The sequence below is a fragment of the Streptomyces qinglanensis genome (genome assembly GCF_900111245.1).
Classification (GTDB): Bacteria; Actinomycetota; Actinomycetes; order Streptomycetales; family Streptomycetaceae; genus Streptomyces; species Streptomyces qinglanensis.
Genome location: NZ_FOGO01000009.1, coordinates 129,681 through 142,817 on the forward strand (window position 1 = coordinate 129,681; position 13,137 = coordinate 142,817).

The 13,137-nt window shown below is 73.3% G+C and carries 13 protein-coding genes; 6 read left to right on the plus strand and 7 right to left on the minus strand.

The features are described from left to right. The first annotated feature begins 486 nt into the window (after nt 1-486). Together BMX65_RS19865 and BMX65_RS19870 are read left to right on the plus strand one after the other, a co-directional pair. Nucleotides 487-1,614, plus strand: a complete 1,128-nt coding sequence (locus BMX65_RS19865; RefSeq protein WP_075001690.1) for a magnesium and cobalt transport protein CorA — start codon at nt 487-489, stop codon at nt 1,612-1,614. 10 nt (nt 1,615-1,624) lie between these two features. Then, nucleotides 1,625-2,191, plus strand: a complete 567-nt coding sequence (locus tag BMX65_RS19870; protein ID WP_075001691.1) for a hypothetical protein — start codon at nt 1,625-1,627, stop codon at nt 2,189-2,191. A 293-nt stretch (nt 2,192-2,484) separates the two neighbouring features. On the opposite strand, the gene BMX65_RS19875 is transcribed toward BMX65_RS19870, so the two are convergent. Further along, nucleotides 2,485-3,249 (minus strand): hypothetical protein, encoded by a 765-nt coding sequence (locus tag BMX65_RS19875; RefSeq protein WP_177214303.1) that lies wholly within the window; start codon nt 3,247-3,249, stop codon nt 2,485-2,487. Nucleotides 3,250-3,473: 224 nt separating this feature from the next. Between BMX65_RS19875 and BMX65_RS19880 the strand changes: the two genes are divergently transcribed. The 3 genes from BMX65_RS19880 (at nt 3,474) to BMX65_RS19890 (ending at nt 6,564) form a co-directional block, all read left to right on the plus strand. Beyond that, complete coding sequence (locus tag BMX65_RS19880; RefSeq protein WP_075001692.1) at nt 3,474-4,832, plus strand: magnesium transporter MgtE N-terminal domain-containing protein; 1,359 nt, start codon at nt 3,474-3,476, stop codon at nt 4,830-4,832. After that, complete coding sequence (locus tag BMX65_RS19885) at nt 4,825-5,361, plus strand: DUF1003 domain-containing protein (protein ID WP_075001693.1); 537 nt, start codon at nt 4,825-4,827, stop codon at nt 5,359-5,361. Before BMX65_RS19880 ends, BMX65_RS19885 begins: the two co-directional genes overlap by 8 nt. An 87-nt stretch (nt 5,362-5,448) precedes the next feature. Further along, nucleotides 5,449-6,564, plus strand: coding sequence for an Mrp/NBP35 family ATP-binding protein (locus BMX65_RS19890; RefSeq protein WP_398762668.1), 1,116 nt, complete (start codon nt 5,449-5,451; stop codon nt 6,562-6,564). A gap of 88 nt (nt 6,565-6,652) precedes the next feature. Here the strand turns inward: BMX65_RS19890 and BMX65_RS19895 are convergent, their stop codons facing one another. From BMX65_RS19895 to sigE, 5 genes are all read right to left on the minus strand, one after another. Next, entirely contained in the window at nt 6,653-7,309 is a 657-nt protein-coding gene (locus tag BMX65_RS19895; protein WP_019354420.1) for a hypothetical protein, read from the minus strand. Between the two features lie 222 nt (nt 7,310-7,531). Next, the gene (locus BMX65_RS19900) at nt 7,532-8,050 is read right to left on the minus strand and encodes a sec-independent translocase (protein WP_075001695.1); all 519 of its coding nucleotides are present in this window, start codon (nt 8,048-8,050) and stop codon (nt 7,532-7,534) included. Between the two features lie 117 nt (nt 8,051-8,167). Then, nucleotides 8,168-9,922: a S1C family serine protease gene (locus BMX65_RS19905; RefSeq protein ID WP_075001696.1), complete on the minus strand. Its 1,755-nt coding sequence runs from the start codon at nt 9,920-9,922 to the stop codon at nt 8,168-8,170. A 122-nt stretch (nt 9,923-10,044) separates the two neighbouring features. Further along, nucleotides 10,045-11,079 (minus strand): anti-sigma factor family protein, encoded by a 1,035-nt coding sequence (locus tag BMX65_RS19910; RefSeq protein WP_075001697.1) that lies wholly within the window; start codon nt 11,077-11,079, stop codon nt 10,045-10,047. Further along, nucleotides 11,076-11,849 (minus strand): RNA polymerase sigma factor SigE, encoded by a 774-nt coding sequence (gene sigE, locus BMX65_RS19915; protein ID WP_177214304.1) that lies wholly within the window; start codon nt 11,847-11,849, stop codon nt 11,076-11,078. Before sigE ends, BMX65_RS19910 begins: the two co-directional genes overlap by 4 nt. Nucleotides 11,850-11,976: 127 nt before the next feature. Here sigE and BMX65_RS19920 point away from each other — a divergent pair, with 127 nt between their 5' ends. Further along, nucleotides 11,977-12,672 carry an O-methyltransferase gene (locus tag BMX65_RS19920; protein ID WP_027759075.1) on the plus strand — a complete coding sequence of 232 codons (696 nt, stop codon included), beginning with the start codon at nt 11,977-11,979 and terminating at the stop codon, nt 12,670-12,672. Nucleotides 12,673-12,926: 254 nt separating this feature from the next. On the opposite strand, the gene BMX65_RS19925 is transcribed toward BMX65_RS19920, so the two are convergent. Then, a complete protein-coding gene (locus BMX65_RS19925) occupies nt 12,927-13,094 on the minus strand; it encodes a DUF3117 domain-containing protein (RefSeq protein WP_016469583.1) in 168 nt (55 codons plus the stop codon). Between the last annotated feature and the right edge of the window lie 43 nt (nt 13,095-13,137).

Sequence of the window (13,137 nt, forward strand, 5' to 3'; positions counted from 1 at the left end):
GGCGGGGAGCCGGGCCGACGGCGGGTAAGGAACGGGCAAAGGCCGCCGGGAGCGGTCACGCCGGGCACGCGGAGGGTTCGCGCAGTGCTACCGTTGGCTGCCGGTCAAGGTGTGTACAGATCGTCCCCCACAGGGGCCCGGCCGGAGGAGGTGGGACTGACATGGATCCGAGTCGACCGTGCAGTACCGGCCGCTCTTCCTGTCCGGCAGCGACCGCGCCACCAGGGGCCTAGCCCCCCGCGGCCACAGCGCGCACACCTTTCCCCGAGGACCGATGGGGTTCCTCCCGGGGTGCGCACGGCGGAAGAGCGTCCGCGTCTCGCAGTTTCGCATTGTTCCGTCAGTCAGCGATCGCCGTCTCCCACGGCCTGCGTGTGGTGCCCGCTTTGCGGACCTCCGGGTGGTGGCCCGTAGGCCCCCGTTCCGGGCAGCACGACGCCTCGGCCCGGGTCGCGACGGCATGGCACGGCACCGTGGAGGGCCCACATGTCGATGATCAGAGAGCTGCGCGCCGCTGTGCGGCCGGCTCTGCGCAAGGACAACCGGCCGGGATACGGCTTCGGATACGAGCGCGTCGGCGCGGCCACGAGCAGTGCCGTCGTCGACTGCGGCGCCTACCTGGACGGCCGCCGGGACACCGAGCAGCTCACCCCGGCCCAGGCGCTGCGCAAGGTGCGGTCCCCCGAGGGGCAGGGCCGCCGCGGCTTCGTCTGGATCGGCCTGCACGAGCCGACCGAGGAGGAGTTCTCCGGTATCGCCCAGGAGTACGGCCTGCACCCGCTGGCCGTCGAGGACGCGGTGCACGCGCACCAGCGGCCGAAGCTGGAGCGGTACGACGAGAGCCTGTTCACCGTCTTCAAGACGGTGCACTACGTGGAGCACACCGAACTGACCGCCAGCAGCGAGGTGGTGGAGACCGGCGAGGTGATGTGCTTCACCGGCCGGGACTACATCATCACCGTCCGGCACGGCGGCCAGGGCTCGCTGCGCGCCCTGCGGCACCGGCTGGAGGACGACCCGGAGCTGCTGGGCAAGGGGCCCTCCGCGGTGCTGCACGCCATCGCCGACCAGACCGTGGACGGCTACCTGGCGGTCGCGGACGCGGTGCAGGACGACATCGACGAGGTGGAGATCGACGTCTTCTCCGACCGCTCCGGCAACGGCAAGCGGGGCGGCGACGCGGGCCGGATCTACCAGCTCAAGCGCGAGGTGCTGGAGTTCAAGCGCGCCGTCTCACCGCTGATGCGTCCGCTGCAGACGCTCAGCGAGCGGCCGGTACGGCTGGTCGACCCGGACATCCAGAAGTACTTCCGCGACGTGGCCGACCACCTGACCCGGGTCAACGAGCAGGTGCTGGGCTTCGACGACCTGCTCAACTCGATCCTCCAGGCGAATCTCGCCCAGGCGACCGTCGCGCAGAACGAGGACATGCGGAAGATCACCGCCTGGGCCGCCATCTTCGCGGTGCCGACGATGATCGCCGGGATCTACGGCATGAACTTCGACTACATGCCCGAGACGGACTGGAAGTACGGCTATCCGGCGGTGCTGCTGCTGATCGTCGCCATCTGCTACGGCATCCACCGGGGCTTCAAGCGCAACGGGTGGCTGTAACCTGCGGGCTATGAGCGTGACGCCCCAGCAGCCCGACAGCAGCGCGGAGAGCCGTGCGGACCACGCGCTGATCGAGGAGACGGCCAAGAAGTCGGGGCTGGTCTGGGTCCGCGGCACCGAGGGCCCGGCGCGCGGACTGTGGCATGTGTGGCACGAGGGTGCCGTCTGCCTGGTCGGGGACGGCCCGCTCGAACAGCCGCTCGGCGACCTGGGGCTGACGGACGGCGGCAGCGCCACCGTCACGGTACGCGGCAAGGACAGGGGCGCGCGGCTGGTCGTCTGGCCGGCCCGGGTACGTGAACTCGCGCCGCACGGCCCGGAGTGGGAGGCGGCGGTCGGCGAGCTGAAGGGCAAGCGGCTCAACGCGCCGGATGCCGAGACCATGCCCGAGCGCTGGGCCGCACACAGCCGGGTGCTGCGGCTGGAGCCGGCCGGGGAGTCACTGGAGCGCCCCGGCGCGATGCCGCGCGGCTCCCAGGCCGCGGCGCCACTGGCCACCTCCGCCACCACCCGGCGCTCCCGGCCCGCCGGGCTGCCGCGGCTGCTCTTCCGCCGCCGGAGCCGCTCCCGCGGCTGAACGGGCAGGAGTCCCCGCGCGGGCAGGAGTCCCCGCGGCGTTCCGGGGAAGTCCCGCGGCCATCCCGTACGAGTCTCCGCGCCGTACGGAGTCTCCGCGCCGTACGGAGTCTCCGCGGCCGTCGCCGTCCCGCGGGGTTCCCGCTGCCGATCGGCAGCCGCCCGTGCACTGGCCCGGCATCCGGGCGGCCGCGCCGCTCCCGGCCCGGACCCGGCAGGCCGCGGGCCGCGGGCCGCGGGCCGCGGCCCGCAACGCAGACCGCAGACCGCAGACCGCAGACCGCAGACCGCAGATCAGCCTCCCTGGGCGCCGGAGGAGATCTTCTTTCCGTAGTCGACGGTCTCGTCCTTCTCCGGGGCGTGCAGCGGGAAGCTGTCGTTCCAGTCGCTCAGCCGCACGGTCCCGGCGTCCCCCGCGCGGCGCAGCCGCAGCGGGTAGGGCTTCCCCTCCAGTGAGACGTCCACCGTTCCGCCGCTGCCCTTGCCCGCCGTGACCCGGATCGTCCTGGTGTCGTCCACGGTGCCGCGCTCGCCCGTCTCGCGCTTGCCCTCCATGGCCAGCAGCCCCTCCAGGAGGGTCTCCATGTCGGTGAAGACGCTCAACTGCTTGTAGGCCGGATCCTGTTCGGGGACCTTCACATACTTGCCCTTGAGCTTGCCCGCGGCCGCGACATCGCTCTTGCCGGGCTCCTTGCCGCCCTCCTGCCGGGCCCAGAACTCGGTGCCCGCCTTGAGGTAGAGGTCGCGGCCGGTGCGCAGCAACTGGAAGGTGGTGCCGCCCTCGGCGGAGACCTCGCCGACGCCGCCGCTCTCCTTCAGCCGCATCTTGAGGCGGTAGGTGCGGCCCTTGCTGACGACCTTCCCGGAGACCCGCACGGCCTCGGCCCCCTTGGCCGCCGCCTTCGCCTTCCGCTCGATCTTCGCCGCCGAGAGCTTGCCGACGCCGTTGGTGCCCGCGTCCGGATCCTCACTCCCGCAACCGCTCAGTGCCGTACTCGCTCCGACGCAGAGAAGAGCGAGCAGCGCTGCACTCCGGGGTGCGCGGGCGCGTCCAGTCACGAGGGGTTCCTCCTGTGGTCGGCGGCGGCAAGAGGGCACCCTACCCGGACGGGGGCGGCTCTCCGGAAGGGAGCCGTCCGGACCACTCGGCTGCGGCGACTGTGGTGCCCGTCACGTTAGTCTGAATCCGTCATATACCTGTATCAGTGAGGTAAAGGTACAAAGCGCACGGACAGCCTGATACGTCGGCGACCGGTCCGCGGGACCGAGGAGGGAGGCGGCTCATGGCGGCGGGCGCCCCCCGGGTCTTCGTCTCGCACCTGGCCGGTACCGCGGTCTTCGACCCGAACGGCGACCAGGTCGGCAGGGTCCGCGACGTGGTGGCCCTGCTCGGCGGCCGGCGCAGGCTGCCCAGCGTGCTGGGCCTGGTGGTGGAGGTCGTCAGCAGACGCCGGGTATTCCTGCCCATGACGCGGGTGACCGGTGTGGAGTCCGGCCAGGTCATCACCACCGGCGTGCTCAACATCCGGCGGTTCGAGCGGCGGCCCAACGAGCGGCTGGTCCTCGGCGAGCTGCTGGACCGCCAGGTGACGCTGGTGGAGACCGGCGAGGAGGTCACCGTCCTGGACGTCGGTCTGCAGCGGCTGCCCGCACGGCGCGACTGGGAGATCGACCGGCTCTTCGTCCGCAAGGGCCGCAAGGGCGGCGGGCTGCGGTCCCGGCGGGGCGAAGCGCTCACCGTCGAGTGGGACGCGGTGACCGGCTTCAATCTGGAGGAGCCCGAGCAGGGCACCGCCAACCTGCTGGCCACCTTCGAACAACTGCGCCCCGCGGACCTGGCCAACGTCCTGCACCACCTCTCCGAGAAGCGCCGGGCCGAGGTGGCCGCGGCGCTCCACGACGACCGGCTCGCCGACGTGCTGGAGGAGCTGCCGGACGACGACCAGGTGGAGATCATCAACAAGCTCGCCGACGAGCGCGCGGCACTCGTGCTGGAGGCGATGGACCCCGACGACGCGGCCGACCTGCTGGGCGAGCTCCCGGAGGACGACAAGGAGCGCCTGCTGGATCTGATGCAGCCCCAGGAGGCGGCACCGGTGCGGCGGCTGCTGTCCTACGAGGAGGGCACGGCGGGCAGTCTGATGACGACCGAGCCGATCGTGCTGCGCCCGGACGCGAGCGTCGCCGAGGCACTGGCCCGGGTGCGCCTCGAGGACCTCCCGGCGCCGCTGGCCTCCCAGGTCTACGTCTGCCGGCCGCCGGACGAGACCCCCACCGGCAAGTACCTGGGCGTCGTGCACTTCCAACGGCTGCTGCGCGAACCGCCGTTCGCCCTGGTCGGCGCGCTCGTCGACGCCGACCTGCGGCCCCTGCCGCCGACCGCCTCGGTGCCGGCGCTGACGAGCTATCTGGCGGCGTACAACATCGTCTCGGCGCCCGTCGTGGACGAGGGCGGCCATCTGCTGGGCGCCGTCACGGTCGACGACGTGCTGGACGACCTGCTGCCGGAGGGCTGGCGCGAGGCGGCGGCCGAGGGCGGGCTGCCCGGCTTCGTGCCGGGCCCGCACGAGCGGCCCGAGGCGCCCGCCGCACCGGGCGGCGCGGCGCGCGGACCCGACGGGAGGGAGCCGGAGGATGGCTGAGCGGGAGGGACCACGGCTGGACGTACCGCGTGCGCCCCGGCGCACGCTGCTGCCGGCCTACGACCCGGACACCTTCGGACGGGCCTCGGAGCGGATCGCGCGGTTCCTGGGCACCGGCCGCTTCCTGGTGTGGATGACGGTCGTGATCATCGTCTGGATGGGCTGGAACATCGTCGCCCCGGACGGTCTGAAGTTCGACGAGTACCCGTTCATCTTCCTGACGCTGGCGCTGTCCCTCCAGGCGTCCTACGCGGCTCCGCTCATCCTGCTCGCGCAGAACCGCCAGGACGACCGGGACCGGGTCAACCTGGAGCAGGACCGCAAACGCAACGAGCGCAGCATCGCCGACACCGAGTTCCTCGCCCGCGAGATCGCCGCGCTGCGGATGGGCCTGGGCGAGGTGGCCACCCGGGACTGGATCCGCTCGGAACTGGCGGAGCTGGTCAAGGACCTGGAACCGCAGGACCGGCCGGGAGTGGCCGCCGGCCGCTCACCGGCCGGGTCCGGTGAGCGTGACCAAAACCGCTGACCGGTCGCTTAGCTCACGCGCCCTACCCGGCCGTACCATGCATGCATGGCTACCGAGACCCAGGAATCCACCCCCACCGAAGACGCGGTGCGTGCGGCGCTCGCGACGGTGAACGACCCGGAGATCCACCGGCCGATCACCGACCTGGGGATGGTCAAATCCATCGGCATCGCGCCCGGTGGCGCGGTCGACGTCGGGGTCTATCTGACGGTCTCCGGCTGTCCGCTGCGCGAGACGATCACCGCGAACGTGACCGAGGCAGTGCAGCGGGTGCCGGGGGTCAGCTCCGTCAGCGTCGAGCTGGACGTGATGAGCGACGAGCAGCGCCGCGAGCTGGCGGCCTCCTTGCGGGGCGGCACCGCCGAGCGGGAGGTCCCCTTCGCCCAGCCCGGCTCGCTGACCCGGGTGTACTGCGTGGCCTCCGGCAAGGGCGGGGTCGGCAAGTCCTCGGTGACGGTGAACCTGGCCGCGGCGCTGGCCGCCGACGGCATGAAGGTCGGGGTGGTGGACGCCGACATCTACGGCCACTCCGTCCCCCGCATGCTGGGCGCGGACGGCCGTCCGACCCAGGTCGAGGACATGATCATGCCGCCGTCCGCGCACGGCGTGAAGGTGATCTCGATCGGGATGTTCACCCCGGGCAACGCGCCGGTGGTGTGGCGCGGACCGATGCTGCACCGCGCGCTCCAGCAGTTCCTGGCCGATGTCTACTGGGGCGACCTGGACGTGCTGTTGCTGGACCTGCCGCCCGGCACCGGGGACATCGCGATCTCGGTGGCCCAGCTCGTGCCGAACGCGGAGATCCTGGTGGTGACGACCCCGCAGCAGGCCGCCGCCGAGGTCGCCGAGCGCGCCGGGTCGATCGCCGTGCAGACCCACCAGAAGATCGTCGGCGTGATCGAGAACATGTCCGGCATGCCGTGCCCGCACTGCGACGAGATGGTCGACGTCTTCGGCACCGGCGGGGGCCAGAAGGTGGCCGAGGGGCTGACCCGCACCACCGGCGCCGAGGTGCCGGTGCTCGGCGGCATCCCGATCGATCTGCGGCTGCGCGAGGGCGGCGACGAGGGCAGGCCGGTGGTCCTCAGCGACCCGGACTCCCCCGCCGGGAAGGCACTGCGCACCGTCGCGGACAAGCTCAGCTCGCGTCAGCGCGGCCTGTCGGGCATGTCCCTGGGCCTCACCCCGAGCAACAAGTTCTGAGCCCTCCAGGCGCCCGCACGGCGCCGCGCGACCCCCGTACCGTGAGCACCGGGCGGGGGTCGGCGCGCGGGGGCGCCCGGCCGGGCGCTCAGCCCCGCTCGTACTCGGTGATGTCCTTCACCACGGCGAAGCCGAGTCCGTAGGCGCTCATCCCGCGCCCGTAGGCGCCCAGGTGGACGCCCTCCTGCGCCGAACCGGCGAGCACCCAGCCGTACGCGGACTCGCGGTAGTGGAAGTCGGTGGGGATGCCGTCCACCGGCAGCGAGAGGCTGCTCCAGCCGGAGCCGTCCAGGTCGTCGGCGAGTTCCCAGGCGACACCGGTCTGCTGGTCGAGCCAGTCCTGCCGCAGGCTGCGGTCCATCTCCATCGGGAAGCTGCACGAGAGCAGCCCCGAGCCCGCCAGCCAGGCGGCGGTGGAGACCGAGGTGGCCTCCAGCGTGCCGGTGCCGTCGCCGCTGCGCCGCACGGGGCGGCTGGCGAGGGTGACGACGACGGCGAAGCTCTCGTCCTCGGGGGTGGTCTCGACGCGGAGGGAGGGCTCCTCGCCGTGGCCGGTGGAACCGTGCTCGACCGTGCCGTCGGCCGCCGTGCCGACCTGCATCAGCCAGCGCGGTCCGGTGAAGGCCGCGTCCAGCCCGTACCACGGAAAGGCAGCCATCAGATAGTCGTCCACCGCCCGCCGCGCGCCGGGTACCCCCTGTGCGGCGGGCCCGGATTCACCGGCCGGCCGACTCGTCGTCTCCATCTGTGCGACGCCTCCTCATTGCCCTGTTGCCTGGGCAGCCGAGCTCCTCGGACGGCGACCCCCGACACTGGGAGGATAGCCACACCGGTCCGCCGTGTCGGTCATGCCCGGTGGATCAGGACGCGGTGCGGGTGGCGAGATGGACGGCAAAAGCCGCAGATGTCCCGGTGGTGCGAATGCCGAGGTGACGGGATCGTTGCCTGATGAGGCGTCAGATGAGGGTCAGGTGGCGTCGGCGTCGAACGGCGGCGGGTCGCCCTTGCGGAGCACGTCTCCTTGCACCGGTCGGCCGTTCACCCCGTCGGAGGTGCGCTTGGTCAGATCCGGTGCCTGCTGCCCACCGCTGCGGAGGCTCTTCCCGGTCCGCTCGGACCCGCCGGGGCCGCTGCCGCGGGAGGAGCCGGCGCCCCCGCTGTCGGTGCCGTTGACCGCGTCGGTGACTTCGGCCAGATCCTTGCGCAGGTCGAAGCTGTTGCTGATCTCCTTGATGCCCAGGTCGTCGTTGTCCAGCAGGTGCTTGCGCGCGAAGTTCTTCGGATTCAGGTCCTCGAACTCGAAGTCCTTGAACTCCGGTCCCAGCTCGCTCCTGATGTCCTCCTTCGCGCTGTCGGAGAACTGGCGCACCTTGCGGATGAAGGCGGAGACGTCCTGGATCACCTTGGGGAGCTTCTCGGGGCCGAACACCAGCACCGCCAGCACGATGAGCGCGACCAGCTCCAGTGGTCCTATATCGAAGAACACCGCGCAGCTCCCTCACTCCGTCCACGGCTCCTGCAGCCAGATGTCACGGTACCCGCCCACGGCCCGCAAGCGGGACCCCGCCCCGGCACCCGGCGTCAGCCGGTGGGGAGCCGAGTGTCAGCCGGTGGCGGAGTCGAGCGTCACCCGCACCGTCCGCCGCGCGCCCGCCGCGCCCCCGTCCAGCACGGTCAGCTCCAGCCTGTCGCCCGGACGGTGGCTGCGGATCCGGACGATCAGCTCCTCGCCCCCGGCCACGGGCTTCCCGCCGACCTCGGTGATCACGTCACCCGCCGCCAGTCCGGCCCGGTCGGCCGGACCGCCCGGCACGACCGCGCCGCGGCCGCCGGTGCCGCCGATCCGCGCGCCCTCGCCCTCGTACTGCATGTCGAGCGAGACCCCGATGACCGGATGGGTGGCGCGGCCCTCGTTGATGAGCTCCTCGGCGACCCGGCGGGCCTGGTTGACCGGGATGGCGAAGCCCAGGCCGACGCTGCCGCCGCCCTCGCCGCCGGGCAGGCCCGGAGCGCCGCCCGCTCCTCTGATCGCGCTGTTCACCCCCACGACCCGGCCCCGGGCGTCCACCAGCGGGCCGCCGGAGTTGCCGGGGTTCATGGGGGCGTCGGTCTGCAGCGCGTTCACATAGCTCAGCTCGCTGCCCGGCTCCCCGCCCCCCGCCGTGATGGGCCGCTCGGTCGCGCTGACGATGCCGGTGGTGACCGTGCCGTCCAGATCGAAGGGGGCACCGAAGGCGAGGACGGGGTCGCCGACCCGGACGGCGTCGGAGTCGCCGAGCGGCAGCGGGGTGAGCCCGGAGACGTGGGAGACCTGGACGACGGCCAGGTCGTAGCCCGCGTCGCCGCCGACCACCTCGCCGGTCGCGGTCTGGCCGCTGTCGAAGGTGACCCGCACCCCGTCGACGCCCTCGGCGGACTCGGTGGACTCGACGCCCTCGACGACATGGTGGTTGGTGAGGATGTGGCCGCGCCGGTCCAGCACGAAGCCGGTGCCCGTGGCCTCGGCACCGCCGCCGCGCGCGTGCAGCGTGACGACGCCGGGAAGGGTCTGCCGCGCGATCCCCGCGACGCTCCCCTTCGGCCGCGCGCCCCCCTCGGCCGCCGCGGTCCGGGGCAGTTCGATGTCGCTCACGGAGCCGTGCCGCTCGACGTAGGCGCCGATGAGCCCGCCCGCGCCGCCGGCCAGCAGCGCCAGCACCAGGGCGCCGAGCGCGATCCGGCGCCCGCGGCGCGGGGGACGGGCGGGAGGCTGCTGCGGGAGCGTCGGCACGGCGGGCCGCGGGACCGGCTGCGGCCCGGGATCCCTCGGCGGCCCGGGATCCCTCGGCGGCCCGCCGCGCTGCGGCGCTCCGGCGCTCCGATGGTCTGCCAGGGGCACCGCGGGACCGCCGGAGCCTCCGGCCGGCACCCCGTGCGGCGGCGTCGTACTGCCGGGCGGCAGGGCGACGCCGTGCGGCGGAGTGGCCGGCGGACGCTGGACGGGCGGTGCCGGGGCCCAGGGACCGGGGCCGCCGTAGGGAGGGGTGGAGTACGGATCGACGCCGTGCAGCGGCTCGGGGCTCGCGGCGGGCACCGGAGCCGGCTCCCCGGCGGCGGCCGTCCCCGGCGCCTCAGGACCGGCAGTGCCCGGCGCGGCCGGTTCCCCGGCGGCCGGTTCCCCAGCGGCCGGTTCCCCAGCGGCCGGTTCCCCGGCGGCCTCGGCGGTCTGCTCCCGCGCGGGCTCGGCCGCCGCGGGCTCGGCCGCCGCGGGCTCGGCCGCCGCGGGCTCGGCCGCCGCGGGCTGGGTCCGGCTGACCGGGACCCGGCGTGGGCGGCTCCGCCACTTCGGCTGCTGCCTGATGGCGTCCGGCTCGTCCATGCACTCTCCAGTTGGTCACCCGCGACTCACACCCTCCCCGGACCTCGGCCGGGGGCAGGGTGTCGGAAGGATTCAACCAGGAACACGGCGCGCCGCCCAGCGGGCGTCAACCCTGCGCCGCGTCAGCGCCCGACCGGGCGCGGCGCGGTGGCGGAGAGCGAACTCGTGACCGCCGGAGCACGGCCGGGGAACGAACGCAGCACGGAGGGATCGTGCCGCACGGCCGGCCGCCGGGCGAGCCGCACCTCGGCGGGCGGCTCCTCCTTCGATGCCCGGGACAGCAGCGACGCCGATCCGCGCAGCGCGCTCAGGGTGCCCGCCGTACCGCTCTCGCCGTACCAGCCGGAGGCGTTGGTGGCAGGCGAGAGCCGGGCGGGTGCCGAGCGCCGCAGCATGCTCACGGGAGCGTTCGGCCGCGCGGTGGGGGCCGCCGCACCGTAGGAGGCCACCGGCGCGAAGGTGGGTCCGGAGTCCGAGCCGCGGGTGCTCTGGGTGCCCCCGCGCTGGTCGCCGCCGCGCCGTCTGCCGTCCCGGGAGGCTCCGGAGCCGGAGGCCGAGCTGCGCACCGCGTTGGCGGACGGATTGTCGCCGCCCGTCCCGCCGGACGTGCTCGCCGCACCGGAGGCCAGGGTGCCGCCGAAGGCGAGGGCCGCCAGGGAGAAGGCGCCCGCAGCGGCGAACGCGAACCGGCGTCCGCGGGAGGCCGAGCGCTCCCGCTCGGCACGTTCGGCGCGCTCGGCGCCGTCGGGCGGCGGGATCTCGTGTATCCGGAAGCCGCGGGGCGGGGTGAGCGGGCTGCGCCCGCCGGTCCGGCCCCCGGGAAGGTGGTCGAAGGACCAGGACGAGCGGCCCGAGCCGCCCGGCAGCACGGGCGCGGCGAACGCGCCGCCGCCCGGTCCGCCGGGACCGGGGCCGCCCCCGGGGCGCGGGTCGCCGTCCGCGGGCAGGCCCTGCAGCCTGGCGAGGAGCCCGTCCGAGGGCGGTGGAGGCGGAGCGTCCGCGAAGACGTTCTTGAGTCGGCGCTGCGCATCGGCCTCGGCCTTGCATCCCTGGCAGGTGGCCAGATGCGCGAGGACCCGCTCACGTGCGTCGTGCCCCAGCTCCCCGTCGACCAGTGCGGCGAGGCGGTCTCCGAGATGGTGTTCGGCGGAGGTCACCCGGCGCTCACCTCGCCCGCCCGGGCCGACGGCACCACCGCGCTCAGGCTGCGCCGCTGCTCGGTGCGAGCGGCGGGCGAGCGGTGCTGGAGCGCCTTGCGCAGGTGGGAGCGGCCGCGGTGGATTCGGCTGCGGACGGTGCCGAGCTTGACCCCGAGCGTCGCGGCGATCTCCTCGTAGGAGAGCCCCTCGATGTCGCAGAGCACCACGGCGGCGCGGAACTCGGGAGCGAGGGTGTCCAGGGCCTGCTGGACGTCCGCGTCGAAGTGGGTGTCGTTGAAGTGCTGCTGCGGGGTGGGCTCGCGGCTGGGCAGCCGCTCGGCGGCGTCGTCGGCGAGCGCGTCGAAGCGGATGCGCTGCTTGCGCCGGACCATGTCCAGGAAGAGGTTCGTGGTGATCCGGTGCAGCCAGCCCTCGAAGGTGCCGGGCGTGTAGGTCGACAGCGACCGGAAGACCCGGACGAAGACCTCCTGGGTGAGGTCCTCGGCGTCGTGCTGGTTACCGGTCAGCCGGTAGGCGAGGCGGTAGACCCGGGCACTGTGGTTGCTGACGATCTCCTCCCAGGAAGGAGGGGTCCACGCCTGCGCGTCCGCATCGGTCGCGAAAGTCGCCGTGGTCGCGGAATCGGCGGTGCGGGACTGGTCAGCGGTGTCGGTCACGGATTTCGGCTGTCCCGTCGACCTGCGGAATCTGGAGAAGACGCCGCGGTCCCGGCTTGCAGCCGCACCTCCCCTGTCGGCTCTGGTGGTGTCCACTGGAGCCCCTACCATAGCCACATCTCCCGTTAGCTCCGGATAAGAAACTTTGCCCGGCTTTGCCGACCGCTCCTCGGCGGTCCCTGCTTCCTCAACGCCCGGTCCCATCAGCAGGTTCCCGGGGCAACGGATACAGTCACGATTGCGTGGAGGACGGGGACAGGAGAGGGCCATTACCGGCAACCGGCAGACGAGCTGGGAGTTCGCCGACGCGTACGGCGCCGAGCTCGTCGAGAACGCCGAGAGCGAAGCACTGCGCTGGGCCCGCGACCGGGCCCAGGAAGCTGGGCTGCGCACGGTCTCCCCCGCCACCGGAGCGGCACTGCGGCTGCTGGCGGCGGCCGCCGAGGCCAAGGCGGTCGCGGAGATCGGTACCGGCACCGGCGTCTCCGGACTGCACCTGCTGCACGGGATGCGGTCCGACGGGGTCCTCACGACGGTCGACACCGAACCGGAGCGGCAGCAGTTCGCCCGCGAAGCGTTCCGCGCCGCCGGGTTCGTCGGCAGCGGGGGCAACAGGGTGCGGTTCATCCCCGGCCGGGCCCTGGACGTGCTGCCGCGACTGGCGGACGGCGGATACGACCTCGTCTTCTGCGACGGCGACCGGACGGAGTGCCTGGACTACCTCGCCGAATCCTTGCGGCTGCTGCGGGACGGCGGACTGATCTGCTTCGCCGGGGTCTTCGCCGACGGGCGGACGGGCGAGGCCGCCGACCAGTCCCAGGAAGTACTGCGGCTGCGCGAGCTGTTGCGCACCGTCCGCGAGAGCACCCTGCTGGTGCCCTCGCTGCTGCCGGTCGGCGACGGGCTGCTGTGCGCGGTCAAGCGCGGGGAGTGACGGGCCGATTGCGTTCCGCTTCCATCCCCCGGGTCCACCCCCGTGTCCACCCTGCCGCCGGGCCTTCCGGGGCGTCCGGCCGCTTCCGGAGGCCCTCCCTCCGCTCCTGGAATCGGCCGGTCCGTACCACCGGCGCGGCTGCGCCCGGGACGGCTGCACCTGTGTCCGGAACCGCTGCACCTGTGCCCGGAACGACGAAACCGCCCCGGTACCCACGCGTGGCGTGCGTGCCGGGGCGGCGATCCGCGGAGCGCTCAGCCGCAGACCTTCTTCAGCTCCTCGCCGAGCGCTGTCGCCTCATCCGGTGTCAGCTCGACGACGAGTCGCCCACCGCCTTCGAGCGGAACGCGCATGACGATGCCCCGCCCCTCTTTGGTCACCTCGAGCGGGCCGTCACCCGTCCGCGGCTTCATGGCCGCCATGCTCGTTCCCCTTCCTGAAACCAGCCGATCGCGCCGGGGGTCC